Here is a 24508-nt window from a genome sequence, read left to right as displayed (position 1 = left end):
ATATTTAAACTCAGCGTTTATTGCGACTGAATGCCATGCAGTAAACGAATCAGGAGGGAGTTGACTATATGTATAAGATCTGACATTTACCCGAAGTTAGATCAACTCTGACGACCATCCCTGGCAGCGATTCGTTCTTCAATCCCGTTGAGCATCTCTCCTTCTTCCCAGCCAACGGAGCGTTCGCCCAGAGGACAGATATAGGGATTTTACCGTCGGCCATCAGACAATAGACACTGGTACGGGGCAGAACGGTTAGGTTTAGTACTTCTTTCCGTTTGATAGGTTTAATTATGAGCCCCTCGGTTATTATCTCATCACATATGTTTTTCAAATATTTTTTAACTTTTCCCCGATTTCCAAATTTTTTCAGATATATATCACTTCTGTGCATAAGCCCATTAACGCTTTCAAGGAGCCTGATATGTCAACAAAAGCGATACCCACCAAAGCTGAACCTAACAACTCGATAGACCAGGCGATCAACCAGTGGCCGCAAACTGCCGAAGAGGTCCTCGCTTCTGCCGCCAATATCATTGCCGAGCGCTATGTAAAGAAAGACGCCTATACCAACCCTCAAGCCACTAAGGATTTTTTAACTTACAAACTGGGTGGTTATGAGCGTGAGGTGTTTGCAGTGATGCTACTCGATAATCAGCATAAATTACTTGAATTTAAAGAGTTGTTCTTTGGCACTTTAGATGCCGCCAGTGTTTATCCACGGGAGGTGGTTAAGGCTGTGTTGGCCGCCAATGCAGCAGCGGTGATCTTTGCCCATAACCACCCTTCCGGCGAGTCTGAACCTTCGGCTGCAGATAAGCACATCACTCAACGGTTAACCGATGCATTAGCGCTTATCGATGTGCGCGTGCTTGACCATATCGTGGTTGGCCGCACACCAGTGTCCTTTGCTGAGCGCGGTTTACTCTAGCCAACGTTTAAACCTGCCACACCTTTTTAAGGAGTCCATCATGATTGAATTTACTGATAGCTTTTCACAAGCCTGTGTCGCCGAAGCCTGCGCTGCTTTTCCTGATCTACGTAACCGTTTAGCGGTTGAACTCATTTTGCCGATGTTTGTGCGGCCACTTAATGCCATGGGCCAAGTGATTGGCAAGCCGATTGTGGCACCAAATCCAAAGCTACATAAAACCGTATTGAGTGTGTTTCACCGTGATGTGGTTGAACACTTGCCCAAGGAGATCAGCTTTTGCCGCTATGTTTGCCCCTGTGATAGTTATGGTGTGCCAACAGGTGAATGGCAAAGGGTGATCAACGGGGTGTACTTTAACCATGGAAGTAATGAACAGCCTAATTGGAGCGTACACACCTAAAGACCGTTGCATGTCATCACCCACTCCACTAGTCGGCTGTATTAACCGCTCTTACTAGCACTGGTATTTATCACTGCTCTCGCTAGTCAGCTAATGAGCACCCTACTCCCTAAAGTTCTTTTCAACCATTAAGGTCACTATGACAACGCTAAAACTTTTCGATATTGAGCACGCCTGGGGCTTACCCCGTAAAGTGTCTCCCCGCTTTGGTGCAAGGCTGATTTTACGTGGTCTGCACTTGGATTATCTCAATGACCGTGCAAGCTTTGTCGGTGAATTTCCACCAGCCATTAAACAACAATTTGTCGAGGCCTTTCCGGCCATGGTTAAACAGCTTGAACGGCTGGTGGCCACCGGCGATATTGATGCCACTGAGCAGCACTGCGTCACCATTGAGCACGTTGGCTTTACCTGTGAGGCAGACACCTTAGGCAGCCACGGCTATTTGTATATTGCGATTTATCAAACCGAAACTAAACCAAAGCTAAGCCACTGACCACCAGCAACCTCGCCCTCACTCGATAACCCGTTCATTATCGTAAGCCAGTACTAATCTCGTTAAACATAACCACCAAACTTTAATCTCCCAGCTCAAAAGCCTTAGCAAGCAGCCCTTAGCGACTCACATTAAACCGCTTAGCCAACACCCGTTTTATTAACCAAACCGCATAGACAGCAAAAGCCAAGGCGTGACTGCGCCTTGGCTTTTGCGTATGCCCGTTTTTAAATAAGGAATATTCCATGACATTAACTATCAAGCGTAATCAACTGCCAGCGATGCCAGATCGTTTTTACCAAGTCATTGAAAAGGAACTGGCTGAAGTCACACCAAAAGACGCAAACGCTATCACGCTTAATTTTCGCGATCCTGATTACAGCGCCGAAGCCGGCGGCTTTCATCCCGTCGAAGTGCGGCTTGAGAAACAGCAAGATCACTGGCGTTTCGTTTACGTCACCGACTTTGCTTTTCGTGGTCATCCCTTCCCTGAACTGGTTAAAGACATCGATATCTGCTTTAACAGCAAGCAGGTCTATAGCCTGTTTAGCGGCTGGATTACTGAGCGGGAATCACAGGGGCTGATTAAGTTGTTTAGCGATAACTTTGTCAGTTACCACCAGATGGAAGTCTATCAAGTGGAAGTGAGCTTGGATTAACCCGCCTCGCCGTCATTTCAAGCGAGCATCCTAACCGTTCTAGCGCTTTCAGTCCTATCGCCATCAACAGGCCAAGCGCATCACACCCGCGCTAATCAGTCTAATTCATTGCGTCAAGCCCATATCGTTAACAACCTACCCTACCCGCAACGCCTGTCGTTCGCGGGCTTTTTGTTTTGGAGTCCACCATGAAAATACATCGCGAAACCATCCTGCCACTGCCAATGCTCTTTTATGAAGTGTTAGAACGACAACTAGCAGCACTCAATAACCCTAACCTCAACATCGTCACCCTAAACTACCGCGATCCCGATTACAGCTCTGATAACTGTGGCTACCACCCAGTGGAGATCAATCTCTACCGCCAGGGTGAGTTTTGGTATCTCAATTACTTCACAGACTTTGCCTACTGCGACGGGCCCTTCCCTGAGCTTGAGAAAGAAATGGAAGTGCTGTTTCAGGAGAAGCAGGTCTACAACAGCTTCTTTGGCCGTTGCTACCTCGAGCATGCCGACAGCCTAGTGAGGTTGCTACTGGAGAACTTCTGCAACTTCGTCGAGATGGAAGTCTATCAGGTTCAAGTCAGCGCCGACTGAACTTGGTGCCCACAAAGGTATTTTGGGTACCAAGCAACGCAGGCCCCATGCGGGTTGGCGATGTGCTGGTGCCCACATTCATCACATAGCCAATTGAGGGAACCAAGCATGAACGAAGTCGAAGCGGTCAAGAACCGCGACACCATCAAGCTTATCAGTTACCTGCTCGAACGTCACTTTGGTGAGCAGATGGCGGATGTCTGGAATATCGGCCTTAACCTGGCACTTAGGATCTCTGACTTACTGGCCATCAAGTTCAGCGATATCGACGGCGATCGCTTAAATATCATTGAGCAGAAGACCGGTAAACGGGCCAGCATCAAGCTCAATCCTAAGACGCTGGCGTTGATTGAGGCTATTCATCAACGCCATCCCGAGCATATCTACCTGTTCCAATCCCACCGCTCGAGCCAGGCCAAAGACCGGCAGGCCCCCGCCAAACCGCTGACACGGCGCGCCGTCGCCAAAGCGTTTGCCTTTGTCGGTGACGATATCAAGTTAGCCCTGGGCACCCATTCGATGCGTAAAACCCGCGGCTATCACCTGTATCAAGCCTGCAAAGACATTGGCCGGGTGATGCGCATGCTGCGGCATCAATCGGAAGCGGTCACCCTGCGTTATATCGGCATTACTCAACAGCAAATCGATAAAGACTTTGTCGAGCTGGAAATCTGAGTCAATCAGCACGCCCTATTCAACCCATTAGCAGATTCGATCTAGGGGTATCTGCGTTGTTTTTCTTGGAGTACATACCATGTATACATTTCATCCGGGTGATCACCTGGTCACCAATATCGATCCGCTTGGCTTAACCGAACACCACGGTCTTTATGTTGGCCGTGGCAATGTGATTCACTTATCGAAACAGGGCATCATCGAACAAATCGATCTGCAGCAATTTGCTGGTGGCCATAGTGTCAGAGTGAAAAAGTCCACGCTGTTTCCCTATCAGGCCATTGAGCTTGCGCGCAGTCAACTGGGTCACAGCCCATACGGCGTTGCTACCAATAATTGCGAGCACTTCGTCAATGAATGCTTAGCGGGAAGTAGCACCTCCAATCAAGTCAGTAATCTCACCCACATTGCGCTGCAAGGCTCTGCCAGAGCAGGCTTACTGGGAAGTACTGCTTCAAGACTGGCAACGGGAACTGTCGCAAACGTCGTGTTAGCCTCAACCGCCGCTAAGATGACCGGCGAATACCTAGGGCTACCCGACAACGTCAACACACTGCTAGGCACACCTGGAGATTTTGTCGCTAAACCTGCCGAATGCCTAGTAAAAGGCACCAGCCACACCCTGGGTGAAACTTATACTTGCTTAAGCCAAGGAGAGATTACAGATGCGGGGATCAAACTCGTCACCGGCAGTGTAGAAACTGGCTTAAACATCGTGTTGACGACGGCAGAAGTGGGCATCAATGGCGTAAAAGCTGGTGCTGGGCTGATAGCCGATGCATGGCATTGGTTAAGGTCATGATGCTTCACCTGCAATATTGAGAGTACTCAGTCACCCATTAACCAAACTCTATAAACGAAGCGGCACAACTCGCCGCTATCGTTTTCACCCCTATTGCGATTACGTTGAAGATTAGCGTGATAAAGGCGTAACAGGTTTGCCCAGTTAAGTGATACAAACTATCTTCTATCATCCTTGAGCTTATGCCGTTGCTCATGCAGGCAAGTAAACGTGTAATCATTATTTTTTTGTACCACGTTATGTTAAGGTATTACCTAGTAGTACTAAGCATTACTTTTGGAGTCACAGATGAGCACAATCAAACCCGTGTCGGTTAAATTAGATGCTGATATGAAAGCCAGAGTCGAGCATTTAGCAGAAACTCGTAAACGTTCATCACACTGGATGATGCGTGAAGCGATCCGTGAGTACGTTGAGAGAGAAGAGAAACGCGAGGCACTGCAGCAAGAAGCGTTACGCGCATGGGAAGAGCACCAGACATCAGGCTTGCATGTCACCGGTGACGAAGTGGTGAGTTGGCTGGAGTCCTGGGGAAGTGAAAATGAAAAGGCAGCCCCTACATGCCACAAATAGTCTTCACTGCCAATGCATTACGTGATTTAGAACGCTTACGTGAGTTTCTTCGCAGTAAAAATCCCCCTGCCGCACAACGGGCTGCCAGCGCCATAATCAATACCATTAGAAAACTGGAAAGCTATCCAGATATTGGTCGACCTATAGATGACAATGACTTCAATTTTAGGGAGTTGCTGATTGACTTTGGTGACACGGGTTATTTGGCAATGTACCATTATAATGGCGGCGAGCGATTGACCGTATTGTGTGTTCGACATCAAAAGGAAGCCGGCTATTGATCTGGCTGCGCAACGGAGTGTTCTAGTGGACTATGTCTCATGTCTGCAGTGTGAAAATGCCATTGCTCTATATGAACGCTAAAGCAAGGGGGCTTAATCCCTTGCTCATCACTCCTTTATTTTTACTCACTCTACCAGCAACCTCATTTAGTAAGCGAATCACTCGGTAATCATGCTGATACGCGACTACAACCAAAGTTGTGATTGCCATTCCCATAAATTTTCGTGTCAGTTTTAGCAAAATAACTTAATCTTTTAAACAAGTCTTGGTAAATGTAAGTGAAATCAGCTTGGTTACGGCACAGTAAATATTGAGCATTTTCTGGGAAATGGATCAACCCTTGAGCATTGAAAATATCTAACCTTAGTGCACTCGCCCAAGCTTTATGTATGCGGTTATACATATTAGCCCGGCCCAATTCAAACTTTCCTAAACTTTTATACGCATGGCCATTGAAGAACAAGCAGACATGGTAATGACACTTATCCCTTCCGCTGATCTCTTTAACCCAGATGTAAAATAGTTCACTTTCGTGGACCTGGCCTAAGGAAGTATCTCGTAATTTTGCCAGATGATCTGCTTTTAACTGAGCCTTCAACGATTCGAAGAAACGGGTGATCACTGCTGTATCAGCCGATTCAAACATATCAGGAAATCGTAGATCAACTCTTACCGCAAATACCTTTGAATAATTCAGCACAACGCAATCCATAACTGAGCGAATTTTATATAGATACTCTTCAATTGTACCATTCTTTAGTGAAAGTGTTTGCAATCCATCATATTGAGGTGTTGTTAGCACCGTTAAATTTCTATTAAAAATACTACCCATTTCTAACTCTCCTTTCCCAATCACTATTTTAAGGGTGTAGTTAACCACTCGAAATTAATACACTAATTCCGATGAATAAAAACACCCATGTAGCACACCAGACAACTAAATTAAAAAATTAAGCAAACAACATATAAAACACAGATATAATACTATTAACACCCTAAATGAAAACTATCTAAAACTAACCTGATTAAAACAACATTTTAAACTTATGCAAGAAAACTAACTGTAACTAACAGTTATCGCCACTCTGAATTAATATGCAAACCATTATAAAAACCTAAAAACCTAAAAACCTAAAAATTAAATTATTTATTAAATTTAAAATAACTTTTACAAATAACCCTCTAGATTTAAGATGTGTGAGCATCATTAGGAGGTTGATGGTAAAAAAAGTCTATCACTCTGGTCTTACCTATAATAATTTCCTCCATTGGGTAGCTTTGTTTTAAGTAATCTAATGCAGCTTGTAAGTCGGCTTTTTTACGAATACAGTTTGGACCGAATTGTAAAATATAATTTTTCCTTATTTGTGTTATTCCAGAATCAATAAATGGCTTCAGCCAATCGTTCAGCGCATATGCATCTAGCACATATTTAGGCGGAGGACAAAAGACTCGCATAAAATCTCTTGAGAAATAACTTAACAACTCAACGGCTAACCACAAGGATTCTACAGATATTTCAAAATCGTCCGGATGTTCGAAGCAATGGATCAAGGCTGCAACCCTAGCAATGTTCTCTGGCAACTTGGATGCATGGTCTCTTGCACATGCATACATGCCACCGGGGGCCATTTTAGTTTCGATATCATTGTAAATATTCCACCAAATCTTTTCAGCTGCCGAAGAAAAAACTACCTTTGTTCGATGCCGATAATCAACTAATCTAAAAGACTGCTCGAGTAGTTGTCTAATCCTGCAATTAAACTCTTCAATACCCTCACGGGAATACTGATAACCATAAGATTGGCGAAAACCACAAGTAGAAGGTGGAGCGCAAACCAACATCCGAGATAGAAAGCCATTATCACGAACATTTACGTTAGACTTATTCAAAAAGTTCTGTAACGTATCTGGTTGCACCATGATATGCATAGATAACCGAATATCGATTAATTTAAAAGATGGTGAGGTTTTTCGATTTACCGTCATATCATCACCACTCCACATCGGGTTAAAATTAGCAGCGTTGCTCATAATCCTACTTTTAAATATTAGATCTCCTTCACTGGTGCCAAAAAACACATTAGGCAAATCATTTTTTAAACCATCAAGTAACGCTTCACTGGTGGTATCCTCATATATCACTCTAGGGGCTCGAGGTTTTGTAGGTTCTTGTTCTGATAATGCCACCAATTGCTGGATCGTCTGTTCATTTTCAGCATTATCCAGGGTAATAGCCTTTTTTAATTTTGCTTTTTTTTCCTTATGTATATCCATCTGAATGTTGTACTCTTTTAAACTTTTCTGATAAACAGCCTCTTGTTCTTTTTCAATACTTTTAATCTCTCCCATGAACAAGTTATCAACGGTCGATTTACGTTCCCCCGATTGTGCTATAGTCATTACCATGAGTGATATGGGACCGATTTTCCGAGTAGGAATTTCAACATTGAACACCCCTTGCATAGCGGTTGCCATCGACGTTAACTGACAAGCCAAGGTCATACCATCTGGTGCTTGCAGCAATTCTCTTGCTTCTTCAAACGCTTTCTCCATCTTAGGAGCGACGGTTAGACTTGGAACATAACCGTAGGAGATTGGAAATAATTTCTGGTAATAATAACTATTCATAATTCACCTTCATTCTATAAGTTAGTCAAATTTTTAGGGTCAGCAAAATCTTCTACCTTGCAGCCACTGTTCGACTTCTTGCATGTACCAGCCTACGGCACGAGCACCAAGGCAAACTTTTCGCGGAAAAAGTGGATCAAACCTTGGGGATTTGGGATTGAGTTTATCGTAGATAGTTGAACGCGAAAGCCCTGTAAGCTGAACCAAGGTCTTCAGTCTAATAATGGAATTGCTTGTAAGAGTTGTGTTCATAATCGTCCTCAGAGTTGTAAATAAACGTCTACAACCCTGAGATTAGATGGTTATCAAGCATGAATAAACGGGGTGAAAACGGTCCCCCTTGCTCACCTAAAGTGCATTTTCATTGTATTATATGCGTTTTTTGGGTCCCCTAGGAAATTTACTCGGTCTTAAAATTAATTCTGCGTATTTAGCATTATCACTCGAAAAACCTTCTCCCTCTGTCCCCTCTAAAAACTTTAGAATTTCAGCTGTTATATTTTTATTGTATTCTTCCTGATTATGCCAAAAACGTTCAAGGCAGTAAGTTAAGTATGGAAACTGGCAACCATCTGCAATGGTTTTAGTTTTACCGCATAGGCCATTGGGATTAGGGTTGAGAAAAAAAGCCGCCGCTTCTGCCTTTTTTGGAGCATAATTTAATTGATTCATAATCAACTCTACCAATCCTTTAGCTTTAGGCTGCTTAGACGTTTTCCCCCAATAATAACGGAAACCTAAGATAGATAATTGGTCCAGATCGGATTTATTACTTAGGAAATCTTTAACATAGTAAGGACTTGTTTCGGGAATGTCAGGGGTATCTATCTCTCGTTCGAAATCTTGATTAACAAATGAAAGAATATCACGTTCAAAAACATAAACTGAATCTATTTTAGTTGGTAAGTCTTCTAGCTCATTTACAATAAAATGTGTATTGGATAAAAATTTAAAGCTTTTTCTTGTAAAGAAAAATTTAATATTATAATTATAGTCATAGAAATCAGACTGAGAATTTATCCGTAAATCTTTTGCATTAATAGGTGTTTCATATTTTTCTATATACTGTTCACCACTCATCAATTCAAGTTCGAAGTTTTCAGTATACAAGTAGAATTCAGTAATGAATTTCAAATTAACGATTCCGTTTTTCATTAATACGGTTAAGTCATCACTCCCTAATCTTAGATATTCTGTTTTCGGAACAAATGATGCCACTGAGAATGATTCACTATGCTTCAATCGTTCCCTTGCAACTTTTCTAGACATAGAATCCTCTCTATCCAGATATGGCCCATTACGATTTTTATACGAACTCCTTTCATATACGGCCCAAACATTAATATTAGCAGGAGAAAAAATTAAGACAGGTTTATTTTCTTTCAAAAGGTACTGTATAACTTCTTCTCGGCTAGCATTTAAGTTCACCTTCGATAACTCTACAATTTTTTGCATTGACACATCCATTTTATCTGCTATTTCTGCTACTAATAGCAGAAATAGCAGATAAAATGAATTTGTTTTTTAAACTTTTCCCTCACTAGATGGCTTAACTTGTGAATATTTTCAACCTGTCTTCGTGACTATGTATAAAAATATGCTTAAAGTGGGTTTTCGTAATGTGCCAAGGGTTAGCACTCTACACCTTGGAAGTTTAAGCAAACAAGTTCACTTTAGTAATTTTCATTTCTATATATAAGAGTCTGGTGAGCCCCATTCATCAATTCAATCTTTAGGTGAGCCAGTGCAACCCAATCAGACCTTAGTTATTCTTCAAAGATAACCATTCCAATCCCCGCTCTGCAAAGACGAATAATCTATCGCTATAACCTTGAGAGATCACACTGCGGATGATCTCAGAGTCAATATTCAAATGATCATGTACCAGTGCATTACGCAGGCCTATCACTTTACGCCAGTCATTTAATTCATCGGCTGGTTGTGCACCTCGTTGACACAGGATCTCAAATGTTTGATAAGCATCCTGCGGACTATATCCAGCCAGTGCTTTAGCCCAATGTTTCGCAATGCCAATGCAAGCTTCAATAGAGATCTGTAATATTCGCTCTGCTGCTCGATATTCGAGATTAGATAAGGAACGCTGACTGAGTAATTGACGTAATTCTCCAAACTCGTCTTGGTACTGGCTAAGGCTTAAACTCAATGACGTGATATAGGCATTATCCAAAATAATAAAGTGGCTTGGGGCTGAATAATCGAGCTCCATTTGCGACATTATGCGAGACTCTTCTTGCATTCTTCGGCCTTCATCTCGACTAAAGATAAGTTTGTTAGCATTAATGATACCAAAGGCCAGAGGGATTGGTGCTAGATTGATATCGACGACGGAAAGCTTCCCTTCGGCTAGCCCCAATGCCCTTTGCCAATCCATAGCAAGCAATTCAGCTCTAATACGAGTATCAAGCACACTCTCCGCCTTTACGGGATCGAATGCGACGGCTAAATCCCAATCACTATGCTCGCTAGCATTTCCTTTAGCCTGCGAACCATACAGCCATAATACCGCCACCTTCGGATGGCTTGCAGCTAAAGCGCTTAGTTGGTGCAAATACTGGCTCTGCTCGATAGTCATTGGCTTGGCTTTAAGTTGGTCATGATGTAAGTGTACCAATCCTGAGTCGGACTTCAGGAAGAGTCCGTGTGTCACGTCCCCTAACCTTTTAACTCAGGAGATAATATCTATTCGGCCTTAACAGGTCATGCCCCTAATTTTCTTGAACCCGCTGTTACTGACAAAGAGCCAACAGCTGCAGTGGCAATATGATTGCTCCACCACTCCATTAACTTGGTCCGTCGCTCTAGATAGGTAGTGCGATTATAGGCGCTGCGGATTTGGTTTTTATCTACGTGGGCTAACGCGGCCTCAATGACATCACCATCAAAGCCTTGTTCGTTTAAGGTAGTACTCGCCAGCGAGCGTAAACCATGACCCGTTGTTCTTCCCTTTAATCCCATGCGCCCTAATGCTTTGTTTATAGTTTCAGGATCTGTGTGCTTTTTAGGATCTTTAGATGACGGGAAAACGAATTGGCTCTGTTCACTAATCGGCTTAACAGTTTCGAGTATCGCGAGGGTATGCTCTGTAAGCGGGATAATATGCTCACGATTCATTTTCATGCGTGATTCAGGAATAGTCCAAAGCTTGGCATCAAAATCGATTTCTTCCCAACGGGCTCCGGCCGCTTCATTTGGCCTGGTCATTGTGTGCAATTGCCATTCAATCAAACACCGGGTCGTTAACAATAAATTGGCGTTTGCGACGGTCTGCAGTAATTCAGCTAGCTCTGCTGGTTTTAATGCCTTCAGATGCTCCACTTTGCTTTTTCTAAAAACTTCTCGAATACCTGACAACGGATTGGCATGAATGTAACCAGAGTTAACCGAATAGTTCATGATTTCATTCAGTAACTGAGCGGTACGTTTAACCGTTTCAAGATGCCCTTTCTGTTCAAGGGGCTTGAGCGCGGCAATGGCTATAGGAGCCGTGAGTCTACTAATCGCAATACTCCCCAGCTTAGGGAAGGCATACAGCTCAAGCTTGCGCCAATTACCTTCGATGGTTTTAGCTTTAATACTGCCCTGCTTTGAGTCCATCCACATTTGCGCAATATGCTTGAGAGTTTGAGCGTTCTCTGTTGCTGCTTTTAATTTGTTTTCAACTTTAAGTAATTGAGGGTCGATGCCTTCGGCCAAGTTTTTTCGCGCTTCTAGCGCTTTATCTCGCGCCTCAGCTAAGGATACGTCAGGATATGAGCCTAAACCAAAATAGGTGGGTTTGCTGGTGGAGGGACGTATGTATCTAAATTCCCACGTTTTCCCTGCAGTGCGCACATAGAGATAGAGATTGCCACCATCTGACAATCTATAGGGCTTTGCTTCCGCTTTAGCATTGAGCACCGCTTTTGCAGTCAGCTTATTTGTACTCCTTCCCATACCGTTCTACCCCCTCAAATTAAGCCCCAAAGTAATGCTTGATTTTGGCATTGTTTCGCACTCTAAAATCAAGCATTACTTATCACTGAATAAATTCAGATAAATCAGGATATTGCCAAGTTAAATCTGGGCCATAAAATCGAGAAAATCAAGTAAAAAAACGGCATAAAAAATGGGTATTTTTTAAAGTCAAAAGTAATGCCAAAATTTGCCCAATTTCCTTGGCATTACTTTTGGCATTACTAAAGATTTCGGATGCAGTAGGATGTCATTAAACAATATAGGATGGTAAGTTATTGAATTTCATGAAAAACAGATAAGAAAAAAGACGCCCTAGGACGTCTTTAAACTTGAATTTGGCGGTGAGAGAGGGAGTCGAACCCTCGATACGTTACCGTATACACACTTTCCAGGCGTGCTCCTTCGGCCACTCGGACACCTCACCATATGTCGATTTATGTTAGCGTGGTTAATCTTTCACGTTTAAGAATCACTAACGATTTCGTATAGCCTTGCCGAGAGGCTTTCATCGTTAACGGAGCGGTACTGTACGCAAAAGCCTAAAGGGGGTCAAGTAAAAAAGACTCAGTTTCAGGCGGTTGCACAATTGCTAAACAAACCGCCGTGATTTCTTGAATCTTTTCACCGTTTTATACCGTTAATTGACGGTAAATTTGTGCACTTCTTTTGACATTGAATTCGCGTCAAACGTCAGAGCTTTGGTCAGCTCCCTAAGCTCATCGGAGATCCTTTGAGTATTAAGGTAAATCTCACTGATCTTCAGTGCATTACGATTTACGTCTTCGGATACCGCCGATTGCTCATGGGTTGCTGTAGCAATTTGCTCGTTCATGCGGTCAATAATGTCTACTTGCTCCACAATACGTTTCAATTCGATACCTGCCTGTTCAGCTTCATGGACACTGCTATTAGCCTGAGCTAATCCTCTGTCCATGGCTTTTACTGCAATGCTCGCTCCCGCCTTCAATCTATCTGTCATATTTTTAATGTCAGAGGTCGAGGTTTGTGAGCGCTGCGCTAAACTTCGGACTTCGTCTGCAACTACAGCAAAACCGCGGCCCATTTCCCCTGCGCGGGCAGCTTCAATGGCGGCATTAAGCGCGAGTAAATTAGTTTGCTCAGCAATACTGCTGATCACTTCAAGCACTACCACTATGCCGTGAATTTCACGGTCTAAATCGTTAATGGCTTTAGAAGCTCCACTAATATCGTCGGCTAACGCTTTGATCGCTTTGCTGGTTCGGCCGACTTCGAGGTTGCCTTCTTTAGCCTCTATATTGGCAGCGGAAGACGCTTCGGATGCCTGCACTGCATTGCTGGCAATCTCGGCCACTGTTGCGCTCATTTCTGTCATAGCGGAGGCCACTTGTTCTGCCTCACTGTGGCCCGCCATCACATCTTGCTCCATGGCATGGGTACAGAGATCCATTTGCGCCACAGCTTGTTGCAATTTAGCGCCACTGGAACGTACATGTAGGATCACTTTTTCAAAATCACTCATCATGTCGTTAAAGGCGATGGCGAGTTCACCGAATTCATCGGAGCTAGAGTGAGTCAGACGCACACTTAAGTCGTAATGTTTACGGGCTTGCGTGATGGTCGAATATAAGTGATGCACACTGTCATGCAAATAACGGATAACAGATAGACTCAATATCAAGACTATCGCCAATACTGAGATTAAGGTCGCGAGCACTAAGAACATTTTCTCATTCGCTAAGGTTAATCTTTCATGGGTGGTATTAAGTAAATCTGCCGAGACTTGCTGTTCAAACTCACGTAATAGCTCAATCCGCACGGTCGATTTACTGAACCACTCTTCAGGGCTTTGTTGCAGGATTTTTTGATTATCTTGCTCGAATGCGATTTGACGTAACAGCTCAACGTCATGCATTGCAGCTGAACTCTGTAAACGGTTAAACGAGGATAATAAATCAGAATTTGCTAGCGCTAAAAAACGCTCTTGATAGGTATTTTGCTCCGAAACCAAAGTGATAAATTTGGCATAAACCTTAGGCTTAAATCCAGCTTGGCCAAAGGTTGAGCTGAGTACCGCCCTTTCAATCCCCGCCCTTTCCTTTAATTGCAAAAAAGCACTAAAAGCAGTCGCTTTAATGGCGATTTCTTGATTAGCACCCGTTTTTGCGGTTTCATCGACTATCGTCAGTAATAACTTATTTAACTCAGTGTAATAGGCAACTTCATCGGCGACACTGATACTTAAATTATCCACCTGTGAGCGGATGGCATTCAAACGCCCAAGTTGAGCGTTTAGCTCTCTAAGTTTTGGGGCAAATATCTCCGGCAGATGATTCTCAGAGATAAAACGCTGATAGAGGCCGAGCTGCGTATCCGTTAATTGTCTTTGACCAGGAATTTTACCCGCAAACGCTTTTCCTGCTGAGCCAATAAATCCAGCACTCATGCCGCGCTCTTTTTGTAACTCATGCACTAAATTACTGTTGGTGACGGCTAGCTCACTTAATTGCACCACTAAGGTTAAATCTTTTCTATATTCATATTTTTCAATGAGGTAAAGGGTACCGCAGAGGAAACAAGCTAATAAGGGAGGTAAGACAACCATTAATAATTTTTGTTTTAGACTGAGATTACCAATCCATTGCCATTTCATAGAAATATCCTTTTAAACTTAGTGTTAGACCGAATAACCAAACACTAGGTATAGCATAAGATTAGCCATATAACGACTAAGGCTTATGGGAAAACTCAGGTTAATCCTCTGATAAACGAGGATTTACCTCATGTCTCATCAATAGCGTTAGATTTAGCTTTTCAGGTAAGGTGAACCGCGGGATAAACATGATAAACATCAAACGAGTCACTGATAAAAACAAAAAACGCACGGGATAAAATCCAATGCGTTTCATCAAAAGAAGAAAAACTTAATCCTGCGGGGTAATACGACTCTAGCTAAAGAGCTGCGGGAATAATCCCTTTACACCAGCCGCAATCACTTCAATACCTATGGATAGCATCAACAGCCCCATAAGACGAGTAATGACGTTAATCCCCGTCTTACCCAAAATCTTATAGATGATGGATGCCATTCTAAACAGGCCAAAACTCACTAAACCAAACACAATCACAGTAATGAACATCGCAATGATGTTCGACAAAGAATTATGCTCAGCGGCAAAGACGATGACCGAACTGATAGCGCCAGGTCCCGCCATCAGTGGCAAAGCCAAAGGCACAACCGCCACAGATTCCATCGCCGAGGATTCGCGGTCTTCCTCTTGGTTACGCTTCACTTCGCCTAACTTACCTTGCAACATTGACATCGCAATAATGGCAATCAGGCTGCCACCAGCAATTCTAAAGGCAGATAACGAAATGCTGAACATATTCAGAATGTGCTGCCCCGCCACAATCGTGACTAAGAGAATCACCACAACCGCAAAGTTCGCTACTTTACCCGTGTGATTCCGCTCAGCCTCCGTTTGATGGCTCGTTAAGCTCACAAACACAGGCAACAAGCCAACCGGATTAATGATGGCAACGAGGCCAAGAAAAAATTTAACGTAAAGAGTTAACTCCAAGGGACTATCCTTATGTGCGTGTCACGCCGTCTTCATCAAAATAAGCTTGAGGGCAAGTATAGTATCTCAAGCGCTATTGACTGAAAAATGAGATTTTTGAGGTTAAATCACAACTTCGAATAATATTTAGTTATCGAAGCCGATGCATTTTCAGCGCAATTTTAAACAAACAAGTTACCCTAAGTGTAGTTTTATTACATAAAAGCACGATATTGTCGTTGATATCACACTTTCAACGCGGCTTTAGGTGTAATTTTCTACCATAAAGAGGATTTAGTGAATGCCTTGATTCACTAAATCTTTTTAGGAGTATTAATCATGACAGTGACCAATGCACAAGAACTGGATCTCATGGTCGAGCGAGTGGCCAAAGCACAAGCCGAGTATGCGACATTCAGCCAAGCGCAAGTCGATAAAATTTTCCGTGCAGCGGCCCTTGCCGCTGCCGATGCGCGTATCTCGCTGGCGAAAATGGCCGCCGCAGAAACCCGCATGGGCGTGGTTGAAGACAAAGTAATTAAAAACCACTTTGCCTCTGAGTACATTTATAACAAATACAAAGATGAAAAAACCTGCGGGATTTTATCTGAAGATGTCACCTTCGGTACTATTACCATTGCTGAACCCGTAGGCATTATCTGTGGCATAGTCCCCACCACGAACCCCACATCGACTGCCATTTTTAAAGCCTTAATCAGCCTTAAAACCCGTAACGCAATTATCTTCTCGCCCCATCCTAGGGCCAAAATATCTACCACAACTGCAGCAAAATTAGTGCTTGATGCTGCCATAGCCGCGGGCGCGCCCAAAGACATTATTGGTTGGATTGATGAACCCAGCGTTGCACTATCGAATCAATTAATGACTCACCCTAAGGTGAATTTAATCCTCGCTACGGGAGGCCCAGGCATGGTGAAAGCCGCCTACTCTTCCGGTAAACCGGCTATCGGCGTAGGTGCGGGTAACACACCTATTGTTATCGATGAAACCGCCGACATCAAACGCGCAGTCAGTTCGATTCTCATGTCGAAAACCTTCGATAACGGTGTGGTTTGTGCGTCAGAGCAAGCGGTAATTGTGGTCGACAGTATTTATGAGCAGGTTAAAGAGCGTTTCGCAACCCACGGTGGCTACATGCTATCGAAGGATGAAACCGCGGCGATGCAGCAGGTCATTTTGAAAAATGGCGGTTTAAATGCTGATATCGTTGGCCAAAGCGCTGCCAGTATCGCGAAAATGGCGGGCTTTGAAGTGCCACACTGGACAAAAGTGTTGATTGGTGAAGTCACCGACATTTGCGACAGCGAAGCCTTCGCCCATGAAAAATTATCGCCATTACTTGGCATGTACCGCGCCATCGACTTTAACGATGCCATGGATAAAGCCGAAGCCTTAGTCGCACTCGGCGGCATTGGCCACACATCAGGGCTTTATACCGACCAAGATACCCAAACAGAACGTGTTCATGCCTTTGGTTTTAGAATGAAAACAGCACGTATTTTGATCAACACCCCAGCTTCACAGGGCGGCATTGGCGATCTGTACAACTTCAAACTGGCGCCTTCGCTCACTTTAGGCTGTGGTTCTTGGGGCGGCAACTCGATTTCAGAAAACGTTGGCCCGAGTCATCTGATCAATAAAAAAACCGTCGCTAAGAGGGCCGAAAACATGTTGTGGCATAAACTTCCTGCATCTATCTATTTCCGCCGCGGCAGTTTACCCATCGCGCTCGAAGAACTGAGCGATAAAAAACGCGCCTTAATCATCACAGACAGATTTTTGTTCAACCACGGTTATTGCGATGAAACCATGCGGATTTTAAAAGCCCAAGGCCTTGAAACCGAAATTTTTTACGATGTTGAAGCCGACCCCACCTTAGCCATAGTCCGTCAAGGCGCTAAGGTCGCTCAAAGCTTTAAACCCGATGTGATAATTGCGCTCGGCGGCGGCTCACCAATGGATGCGGCTAAGATTATTTGGGTAATGTACGAGCATCCAGATGTGGATTTTGCCGATCTAGCATTGCGCTTTATGGACATTCGTAAACGTATCTACAAATTCCCCAAAATGGGCACCAAAGCCATGATGGTGGCAATTCCGACGACTTCAGGCACTGGCTCAGAAGTCACACCTTTTGCGGTAGTGACAGACGAAATTACCGGTAAAAAATACCCGATTGCCGACTATCAACTTACGCCAAATATGGCGATTGTTGATCCAAATCTTGTGATGGACATGCCAAAATCCCTCACCGCCTTTGGTGGCATAGATGCGGTGACCCATGCATTAGAAGCCTATGTCAGCGTGATGGCGAATGAGTACAGTGATGGCCAAGCGCTACAAGCCCTCGACTTACTGTGCAAATATTTACCCGATGCCTACAACTTGGGTTCGCAATCACCTGTCGCCCGTGAAAAGGTCCACAATGGCGCCACTATTGCGGGTATCGCCTTTGCTAACGCTTTCCTTGGGATTTGCCACTCAATGGCACACAAACTGGGCGCCGAGTTCCATCTCGCCCATGGCCTAGCCAATGCGCTGCTAATCAACAACGTAATACGCTTTAATGCAACGGATCTGCCCACTAAGCAAGCGGCCTTTAGCCAATACGACAGGCCAAAAGCCCTGTGCCGTTATGCTGCCATCGCAGATCACTTGAAACTAGGCGGAAAGACGGATGAAGAAAAAGTCGAAAAATTGCTTGAGAAAATCACACACCTCAAGAAGACGATTGGCATTCCTGCTTCTATCCAAGAAGCCGGTGTCAACGAAGCCGACTTCCTCGCCAAGTTAGATGAATTAGCCGAAGATGCGTTCGATGATCAATGTACCGGTGCCAACCCACGTTACCCCTTGATTAACGAGCTGAAACAACTGTTCCTCGATAGCTATTATGGCCGAGCCTATAGCGACAACTACTAGATATCGCCTACCGATGCTAGGCACGAGCTTAATAAAAGCCGCGCGACATAAATGAAGAAGCCCTCGAATGAGGGCTTTTTATTGCGTGATGTTCCGTGAATGACCTAATTAAGAGTCAATGCGTTAATCGATCGCACACAAAATGACTTCACTAGCCTAGCTCAACGGGGCATCACTCAACTTACGATCACTAAGCTAATCACCACTTAGCTGAATATCACAACAAACTGTGACTAACGCTGTGCCAGTACATAATCAATGGCGCTGGTGATGGCTGCAACCTGCGCCAGATTACATTCGGCTGGCGTGGCCGTTGGGCTATCTGGGTACACTTCTGTCGTTGTGTTATAGATACAGCCCGTGACACTGCTGCAAAGCCCTAATGACTTAAGCGGATAGTTAATCACCCCGTGCTGCACCACAGTCGAGCCAATGATCTCGCCTTTCTCATCGGCAGGAGCAATGTGCGTCACTTTACTCACACCATCAATAATGGCTTTCTGAAAGGCATCCATTGAGTTTTCGGTATCACCCACAGCATAAAAACCATCTGGGATAGTTCCTTTGACGTACTCTTTTCCATCACGGGCGCAAAGTGCTGGACGAAATTCTAATTCATCGGAATCCGTGGTTTCATGTAAGTCCACATGCACATCAAAATCTTGCTCTACGGATGCGACTAAGGCCATCAAGGCCGCCGATTCTTCCGCTGGACTGTTGGCATAAAATGAACGATTAGGATCGATAGCCTTAGGGTTCCAACGATTGATGGTTTCGTAACCCCAAGGACTCACGCACACGGCGATCACAAGATTGACGCGATCAACATAATGAGCCGCCTTATCCGCTAAAAATGCCAGGGCACCATGAACACCGCTGGTTTCGTAACCGTGCACGCCACCAGTCACGAGCACGGTTGGCTTTTGTGGATCAAACTGCTGGCTTTTTACCGCAAATAATGGGTAACGATCGGCATTAATCGATAAGGCGCCATATTGCACAACGGTAAGCCCAAGTGCCAAGAGTGCAGCTTCCATCGCCTTGAGTGGCATCACGACATCGTCCTGATACGAACGCTTGATTTGGGTGCTCGCCAGCCATGCGGCTTTTTCAGACTCGCCCCATTTTTCACCAGCGGTGCCGATGGGATAAAAGGTTAAATTTGCCATAATTCCTCTATTTTTAGTTCTATTCGGTAAAGTTCTTTTTATTCAAGTTATTTGCACTCTAGTGCTTTCGTTCAAACTCTTTTCGCTCAAGCTTTTTCGTTGAATTACTATTCAGTCGAATAATAGTGCTCGTGTTTGGATGATAAATGAGTACAGTCAACCTAAAGCACTAGCTGCATGGGAATATCACGGATCCCGCCGCGTTCTCGCTCGGGTCCAAGGGGCACAAAGCCAAAGCCTAAGTACACAGCCTGCGCATTCAGCGCCGAGTTCACGGTAAATATGCCCGAATTGCCTTGGGCTAAACATTGAGCTTTGGCATGTTCCCACAACATTCGCGCCACGCCTTGCCCCTGCGCATGGGAGGCGACAAAGAGATGGTATAAGTGACTATTCGCCTTCATCCCCACTACACCTGCGAGTTGGCCCGAGTCCGTTATGGCAACATGGTACTGATAACCCATAGCAAAGTAGCTACCAATCGCTTCTATCGACATGGCATTAACTAAGATTGCAGCGCCCTCTGCAGTGCAAGTTGGGGCGATAAATTCTTGGGTTAATTGAGTGAGTAATACGCTTATTTCAGGGATGTCAGTTAAGGTTGCGGCTCGAATGTTCATCTTAACTCCTTGATTAAAAACATTTCATGACATAATAAAAAGCCAGAACAGAGTTCTGGCTTTGTTAAAACGCTGAACAAAGTGCACTTAATTGAAAACGCTTAGCTTATTTAAAGCGCTCCGCTTAAAACACTCTAATAGCCAACTCGCCGATGATAACCCTATCGGACGAGCCTTGCTTCTATGGGCTTTCGTCGGTGCAAAGCCCATAAACGCACTGATCGTTATTGCTTAGTCCAGCGGTCCATCCAAACGAAGACATTAGCATACCATTGCTCTAAGTTTTCAGGTTTTAAGATCCAATGGTTTTCATCAGGGAAAATCAATAACTCTGATGGGATCCCTTTACGCTGCATAAAACTGAATGCCGCTAAACCTTGACCATAAGGGACGCGGAAGTCCTTCTCACCGTGGATAACCAGCATGGGTGTTTTCCAGTTTTCAACATAATTCACTGGGTTAAACTTCTCATATAACGCTTTGTTATCTGAATAAGTGCCGCCAAACTCATGCTCTGCGAACCACACTTCTTCAGTCACGTAATACATAGAACGCATATCGAACAGACCCGCGTGGTTAACTAAGCACTTGAAACCGTCGTTCCAGTTACCTTGGATCCAGTTCATCATGTAGCCACCATAAGAACCGCCGAGCGCACAGGTGTTTTGCGGGTCGAGCCATTTTTGTTGCTGGCTCACCGCTGCTAGGCCTTTTTGCAGATCTTCTAATGGCTTACCACCCCAATCTTGGCTGATTGAATCCGTAAAGGCTTGGCCGTAACCGGTAGAGCCGTGGAAATCCACCATGACGACGCCATAACCCGCACCCGCCCATAATTGGGCATTCCAACGACCACTGAAGGCATTACCAAATGAACCTTGCGGCCCACCGTGAACGAGATAGGCAATTGGGTATTTTTTCCCTTCTTGGTAGTTCGCCGGTTTGATCCAGTAACCGTAAACGTCTTCGTTATTCCAACCTTTAAAGCTGAACTGTTCAAACTTACCAAACTTGATCTCGGCCAATTTGTCTTTATTCACTTCGGTCAAACGTTTAAGCCCTTCACCTTCAGTCGTAATGCTATAGAGATCGCCCGGTTCAACTAAGGTTTTGCTATCGAAAATCAGTTGTTCGTTAGTGACCGCAATTAAACTGTTCGTGCCATCACTGTAGACAGAACGCACATCGCCAAATTGGGTATTCACTTGGAAAATTGAGACTTGACCTAGGTCTTGTGCCGTCACATACAAGGTACGATTGTCAGGAGCAAACATCAGTGAGCTTGGGCTGCGATCCCATAATGGCGCCACTTCTTTGGTTTGGCCTGTGCTAGTATCGCGCAACATAATGCCGTAGCGGTCTGCTTCAAAGCCCGGTTTTTTCATCGCTAAATAGGCCATGTAACGACCATCGCTCGAAAATGTTGGCTGCGCATCCCATGCAAGATTGTCTTTGGTTAAGTTGGTTGCGGTGCCGCCTGTCACTGGCACTTGCCACAAATCATAGTTAGTGGTCCAAGCTTGATCTTTGCTAGGGGCTTTCGCGCTATAAACCACAAACTTACCGTCTGGGGTGAAAGTTACTTCTTCCATACCCGAGAAAGGTTTTGGCGGCGTTTCAGTATCTAAACCTTGAGTCACATCCACTACTTTAGTGAGTTTCTCACCGTTTACCGCACCAACAAATAAGTGGTTACGGGCGTGGTCTTCCCACGTATCCCAATGGCGAACCATTAACTGCTTGTATTCACGGCCAGTCGATTTACGCTCAGCTTCAGCGGTAAATTTATCCTTTGAGCAGGCTAAGTCCTTACACTCTGGGAATACCCGCATGCTAAGTACAACTTGTTTACCGTCGTTTGATAATTTGTAGGCATCAATATCCAAAGGTAAATCAGAAACTTGTACCGCTTCACCGCCCGTTAATGGCAGTTGAAATAACTGGCTTGAACCACTGCGACTGGCAAGGAAATAAATCGACTTGTCGTCATTGGCGAAGCTCACATCGTGCTCAGTGCCCGTGGCAGAGGTCAATTGCAGTGGTTTCGCCTTCGTGTCTATCAAATCTAATAGATACAGATCCGAGCTGGCCTCTCCCTTATCGTTTACCGTTTTAAGACCATAAACTAATTTAGTGCCATCGTGGGACACAGTCGCAGAGTGCATCTTATTGAGTTTAATGAGTTGTTGCACAGTAAAAGGCGTTGGATCGGCCGCTTGGGCTGATAACGCCAGTCCCGCAGCGCCGAGCGCCAATAGGAGAGGAGCTATTTTCATTGTTATGTCCGTCTTTGGTTAAACTGGTTCGATAGTTGCGCCAATCATTGCAAGGGTTCTATTGAAATTGCAATAGTTCTACTGAGTTGCAACCGCACGAATGTTAAAAACGATCTGAGATCGTATCTTTCGAAGATAAGCTTGCCACACTATCGAAACAAAAACGCTCAGGCAAGCCAAATGGCGAACCTGAGCGTATTTTTTTGTGACAAAATGTCAGTGGCGCAACGTTTTACCTCAAGAACAGATATCAGAACTCAAACTTAAGCTATTTTGCTTAAAAAGCCATCAAGTTCAATCCGCTGCATTCTCACCTTTACGCTTTCGCGTTGGCAATATTCACTTTCCAAATTGCTGGGCCAGTTTCATGGGCGTTCACACCATGCGAATCCACAGCCACAGTCACTGGCATATCTTGCACATCAAACTCGTAAATCGCTTCCATGCCCAAATCAGCAAAGGCCACGACGCGAGAATGTTTAATCGCTTTAGACACTAAATACGCAGCGCCGCCAACGGCCATCAGATATACCGCTTTGTGTTTTTTGATTGATTCAACTGTCGCAGGGCCGCGCTCAGCTTTACCTATCATGCCCATAAGACCAGTTTTCTCTAACATTAAGTCAGTGAATTTATCCATACGGGTTGCTGTGGTTGGGCCCGCAGGACCGACAACTTCAGCACCGACTGGATCCACTGGGCCAACGTAGTAAATAAACTTACCAGTAAAATCCACACCTTCTGGCAGACCTTCACCACTTTCGATTAGGCTTTGAATGCGCTTATGGGCAGCATCGCGACCTGTGAGCATTTTACCGCTCAGCAGAATAGTTTCACCGCTCTGCCACTGCTCGATATCCGCTTGAGTCACAGTATCTAAGTTCACGCGGCGCACATCATCACCCACTTCACGGGTGATTTCTGGCCAATCGGCCAATGATGGTGGCGTCAATTCAGCTGGACCTGAACCGTCTAAATGGAAATGTACGTGGCGAGTAGCAGCGCAATTTGGGATCATCACCACTGGCTTTGACGCCGCGTGGGTTGGTGCCGATTTGATTTTAACGTCTAACACTGTGGTTAAACCGCCAAGACCTTGCGCACCTATGCCTAAGTTATTCGCGCGCTCAAAAATGTCTAAACGCAGCTTTTCTTCGGTCGTTTGCGCGCCACGGGCCATCAACTCATGGATATCTACGCTTTCCATCAGCGCTTCTTTGGCTAATACGGCCGCTTTTTCCGCCGTGCCGCCGATGCCTATACCCAGCATACCCGGTGGACACCAGCCAGCACCCATAGTCGGTAGCGTTTTTTCTACCCATGCAGCGATATCATCTGATGGGTTTAACATCACCATCTTAGCTTTGTTTTCACTGCCGCCGCCTTTGGCTGCAATCGCCACTTCGATATGGTTGCCTGGCACCATGTCGATATGCACCACAGATGGGGTGTTATCTTTGGTATTTTTACGGCTGCCAGCAGGATCTGACACTATTGATGCGCGCAGTGGGTTATCAGGATTGGTATAGGCACGACGAACACCTTCGTCGACCATTTCCTGAATCGTCATATCGGTTTTGTCCCATTGGACACCCATACCCACTTTCACGAAAGTGGTCACAATCCCAGTGTCTTGACACAGAGGACGCTTACCTTCGGCCGACATACGCGAGTTAATTAAGATCTGGGCAATCGCATCCTTCGCCGCCGCACTTTGTTCACGCTCATAAGCTTGGCTCATGGCATCAACAAAATCCTTCGGGTGGTAATAAGAAATGTATTGCAAAGCATCCGCCACACTTTCAATAAAGTCGGCTTGTTTAATCACAGAAGTTTCAGACATTTTATGGTGAGATGACATAGTAGGAGCGCTCCAGCAGCCTTTGCGGCCTAACTTGTTTTTGTTTAATTCTTTCTGGGCCAATATGATACTCTTTC

Annotated in this window: 22 protein-coding genes and 1 tRNA gene; 10 read left to right on the top strand and 13 right to left on the bottom strand. The window is 44.7% G+C overall.

Features of this window, described 5'->3' with window-relative positions:
• The first annotated feature begins 424 nt into the window (after positions 1-424).
• From radC to L5M71_RS04185, 9 genes are all read left to right on the top strand, one after another.
• Complete coding sequence (gene radC, locus L5M71_RS04225; RefSeq protein ID WP_263205319.1) at positions 425-931, top strand: RadC family protein; 507 nt, start codon at positions 425-427, stop codon at positions 929-931.
• A 40-nt stretch (positions 932-971) separates the two neighbouring features.
• A complete protein-coding gene (locus tag L5M71_RS04220; protein WP_263205322.1) occupies positions 972-1334 on the top strand; it encodes a hypothetical protein in 363 nt (120 codons plus the stop codon).
• Between the two features lie 139 nt (positions 1335-1473).
• Positions 1474-1830 (top strand): type IV toxin-antitoxin system YeeU family antitoxin, encoded by a 357-nt coding sequence (locus tag L5M71_RS04215; protein ID WP_263205324.1) that lies wholly within the window; start codon positions 1474-1476, stop codon positions 1828-1830.
• Positions 1831-2075: 245 nt separating this feature from the next.
• On the top strand, positions 2076-2489 hold the full coding sequence (locus tag L5M71_RS04210) for a DUF2787 domain-containing protein (protein WP_263205327.1): 414 nt from the start codon (positions 2076-2078) through the stop codon (positions 2487-2489).
• Positions 2490-2677: 188 nt separating this feature from the next.
• A complete protein-coding gene (locus L5M71_RS04205; protein ID WP_263205330.1) occupies positions 2678-3085 on the top strand; it encodes a DUF2787 domain-containing protein in 408 nt (135 codons plus the stop codon).
• 108 nt (positions 3086-3193) lie between these two features.
• Positions 3194-3760 (top strand): site-specific integrase, encoded by a 567-nt coding sequence (locus L5M71_RS04200; protein WP_249559032.1) that lies wholly within the window; start codon positions 3194-3196, stop codon positions 3758-3760.
• 79 nt (positions 3761-3839) lie between these two features.
• Positions 3840-4562, top strand: a complete 723-nt coding sequence (locus L5M71_RS04195) for a lecithin retinol acyltransferase family protein (RefSeq protein WP_263205335.1) — start codon at positions 3840-3842, stop codon at positions 4560-4562.
• Between the two features lie 288 nt (positions 4563-4850).
• Positions 4851-5135 (top strand): CopG family ribbon-helix-helix protein, encoded by a 285-nt coding sequence (locus L5M71_RS04190; RefSeq protein WP_263205337.1) that lies wholly within the window; start codon positions 4851-4853, stop codon positions 5133-5135.
• Complete coding sequence (locus tag L5M71_RS04185) at positions 5123-5416, top strand: type II toxin-antitoxin system RelE/ParE family toxin (RefSeq protein WP_263205339.1); 294 nt, start codon at positions 5123-5125, stop codon at positions 5414-5416. The genes L5M71_RS04190 and L5M71_RS04185 overlap by 13 nt, the downstream gene beginning before the upstream one ends.
• A 170-nt stretch (positions 5417-5586) precedes the next feature.
• On the opposite strand, the gene L5M71_RS04180 is transcribed toward L5M71_RS04185, so the two are convergent.
• The 9 genes from L5M71_RS04180 to L5M71_RS04140 all read right to left on the bottom strand — a co-directional run bounded on the left by L5M71_RS04180 (position 5587) and on the right by L5M71_RS04140 (position 15583).
• The gene (locus L5M71_RS04180) at positions 5587-6249 is read right to left on the bottom strand and encodes an inovirus Gp2 family protein (RefSeq protein ID WP_263205343.1); all 663 of its coding nucleotides are present in this window, start codon (positions 6247-6249) and stop codon (positions 5587-5589) included.
• A gap of 356 nt (positions 6250-6605) precedes the next feature.
• Entirely contained in the window at positions 6606-8048 is a 1443-nt protein-coding gene (locus tag L5M71_RS04175) for a YfjI family protein (RefSeq protein WP_263205345.1), read from the bottom strand.
• A 39-nt stretch (positions 8049-8087) separates the two neighbouring features.
• Positions 8088-8300, bottom strand: a complete 213-nt coding sequence (locus tag L5M71_RS04170; RefSeq protein ID WP_011071638.1) for a helix-turn-helix transcriptional regulator — start codon at positions 8298-8300, stop codon at positions 8088-8090.
• 117 nt (positions 8301-8417) lie between these two features.
• Positions 8418-9503: a cytoplasmic protein gene (locus L5M71_RS04165; RefSeq protein ID WP_263205353.1), complete on the bottom strand. Its 1086-nt coding sequence runs from the start codon at positions 9501-9503 to the stop codon at positions 8418-8420.
• Positions 9504-9810: 307 nt separating this feature from the next.
• Positions 9811-10716, bottom strand: a complete 906-nt coding sequence (hepT, locus tag L5M71_RS04160; protein ID WP_263205355.1) for a type VII toxin-antitoxin system HepT family RNase toxin — start codon at positions 10714-10716, stop codon at positions 9811-9813.
• A 50-nt stretch (positions 10717-10766) separates the two neighbouring features.
• Complete coding sequence (locus L5M71_RS04155) at positions 10767-12002, bottom strand: tyrosine-type recombinase/integrase (RefSeq protein ID WP_263205358.1); 1236 nt, start codon at positions 12000-12002, stop codon at positions 10767-10769.
• Positions 12003-12359: 357 nt separating this feature from the next.
• Positions 12360-12447, bottom strand: a tRNA-Ser gene (locus L5M71_RS04150).
• Between the two features lie 213 nt (positions 12448-12660).
• The gene (locus L5M71_RS04145; protein WP_263205361.1) at positions 12661-14655 is read right to left on the bottom strand and encodes a methyl-accepting chemotaxis protein; all 1995 of its coding nucleotides are present in this window, start codon (positions 14653-14655) and stop codon (positions 12661-12663) included.
• Between the two features lie 295 nt (positions 14656-14950).
• A complete protein-coding gene (locus L5M71_RS04140; RefSeq protein WP_006081420.1) occupies positions 14951-15583 on the bottom strand; it encodes a YchE family NAAT transporter in 633 nt (210 codons plus the stop codon).
• Positions 15584-15901: 318 nt separating this feature from the next.
• Between L5M71_RS04140 and adhE the strand changes: the two genes are divergently transcribed.
• Positions 15902-18505, top strand: coding sequence for a bifunctional acetaldehyde-CoA/alcohol dehydrogenase (gene adhE, locus L5M71_RS04135; RefSeq protein WP_263205363.1), 2604 nt, complete (start codon positions 15902-15904; stop codon positions 18503-18505).
• Positions 18506-18738: 233 nt separating this feature from the next.
• Here the strand turns inward: adhE and L5M71_RS04130 are convergent, their stop codons facing one another.
• From L5M71_RS04130 to L5M71_RS04115, 4 genes are all read right to left on the bottom strand, one after another.
• Complete coding sequence (locus tag L5M71_RS04130; protein WP_263205365.1) at positions 18739-19674, bottom strand: M14 family metallocarboxypeptidase; 936 nt, start codon at positions 19672-19674, stop codon at positions 18739-18741.
• A 161-nt stretch (positions 19675-19835) separates the two neighbouring features.
• The gene (locus tag L5M71_RS04125) at positions 19836-20294 is read right to left on the bottom strand and encodes a GNAT family N-acetyltransferase (protein WP_131525170.1); all 459 of its coding nucleotides are present in this window, start codon (positions 20292-20294) and stop codon (positions 19836-19838) included.
• A gap of 224 nt (positions 20295-20518) precedes the next feature.
• On the bottom strand, positions 20519-22570 hold the full coding sequence (locus L5M71_RS04120; RefSeq protein WP_263205368.1) for an alpha/beta hydrolase family protein: 2052 nt from the start codon (positions 22568-22570) through the stop codon (positions 20519-20521).
• Positions 22571-22886: 316 nt separating this feature from the next.
• Positions 22887-24431 carry a fumarate hydratase gene (locus L5M71_RS04115; RefSeq protein WP_131525178.1) on the bottom strand — a complete coding sequence of 515 codons (1545 nt, stop codon included), beginning with the start codon at positions 24429-24431 and terminating at the stop codon, positions 22887-22889.
• Between the last annotated feature and the right edge of the window lie 77 nt (positions 24432-24508).

This window comes from Shewanella sp. SW1 (assembly GCF_025653545.1).
Classification (GTDB): Bacteria; Pseudomonadota; Gammaproteobacteria; order Enterobacterales; family Shewanellaceae; genus Shewanella; species Shewanella oncorhynchi.
This window is presented reverse-complemented; position numbering and strand designations above follow the sequence as displayed.

Bases quoted from the DNA above. Each gene is read 5' to 3' on its own strand.
- radC (WP_263205319.1), top strand. From the start codon at position 425: ATGTCAACAAAAGCGATACCCACCAAAGCTGAACCTAACAACTCGATA.
- L5M71_RS04220 (WP_263205322.1), top strand. From the start codon at position 972: ATGATTGAATTTACTGATAGCTTTTCACAAGCCTGTGTCGCCGAAGCC.
- L5M71_RS04215 (WP_263205324.1), top strand. From the start codon at position 1,474: ATGACAACGCTAAAACTTTTCGATATTGAGCACGCCTGGGGCTTACCC.
- L5M71_RS04210 (WP_263205327.1), top strand. From the start codon at position 2,076: ATGACATTAACTATCAAGCGTAATCAACTGCCAGCGATGCCAGATCGT.
- L5M71_RS04205 (WP_263205330.1), top strand. From the start codon at position 2,678: ATGAAAATACATCGCGAAACCATCCTGCCACTGCCAATGCTCTTTTAT.
- L5M71_RS04200 (WP_249559032.1), top strand. From the start codon at position 3,194: ATGAACGAAGTCGAAGCGGTCAAGAACCGCGACACCATCAAGCTTATC.
- L5M71_RS04195 (WP_263205335.1), top strand. From the start codon at position 3,840: ATGTATACATTTCATCCGGGTGATCACCTGGTCACCAATATCGATCCG.
- L5M71_RS04190 (WP_263205337.1), top strand. From the start codon at position 4,851: ATGAGCACAATCAAACCCGTGTCGGTTAAATTAGATGCTGATATGAAA.
- L5M71_RS04185 (WP_263205339.1), top strand. From the start codon at position 5,123: ATGCCACAAATAGTCTTCACTGCCAATGCATTACGTGATTTAGAACGC.
- L5M71_RS04180 (WP_263205343.1), bottom strand. From the start codon at position 6,249: ATGGGTAGTATTTTTAATAGAAATTTAACGGTGCTAACAACACCTCAA.
- L5M71_RS04175 (WP_263205345.1), bottom strand. From the start codon at position 8,048: ATGAATAGTTATTATTACCAGAAATTATTTCCAATCTCCTACGGTTAT.
- L5M71_RS04170 (WP_011071638.1), bottom strand. From the start codon at position 8,300: ATGAACACAACTCTTACAAGCAATTCCATTATTAGACTGAAGACCTTG.
- L5M71_RS04165 (WP_263205353.1), bottom strand. From the start codon at position 9,503: ATGCAAAAAATTGTAGAGTTATCGAAGGTGAACTTAAATGCTAGCCGA.
- L5M71_RS04155 (WP_263205358.1), bottom strand. From the start codon at position 12,002: ATGGGAAGGAGTACAAATAAGCTGACTGCAAAAGCGGTGCTCAATGCT.
- L5M71_RS04145 (WP_263205361.1), bottom strand. From the start codon at position 14,655: ATGAAATGGCAATGGATTGGTAATCTCAGTCTAAAACAAAAATTATTA.
- adhE (WP_263205363.1), top strand. From the start codon at position 15,902: ATGACAGTGACCAATGCACAAGAACTGGATCTCATGGTCGAGCGAGTG.
- L5M71_RS04130 (WP_263205365.1), bottom strand. From the start codon at position 19,674: ATGGCAAATTTAACCTTTTATCCCATCGGCACCGCTGGTGAAAAATGG.
- L5M71_RS04125 (WP_131525170.1), bottom strand. From the start codon at position 20,294: ATGAACATTCGAGCCGCAACCTTAACTGACATCCCTGAAATAAGCGTA.
- L5M71_RS04120 (WP_263205368.1), bottom strand. From the start codon at position 22,570: ATGAAAATAGCTCCTCTCCTATTGGCGCTCGGCGCTGCGGGACTGGCG.
- L5M71_RS04115 (WP_131525178.1), bottom strand. From the start codon at position 24,431: ATGTCATCTCACCATAAAATGTCTGAAACTTCTGTGATTAAACAAGCC.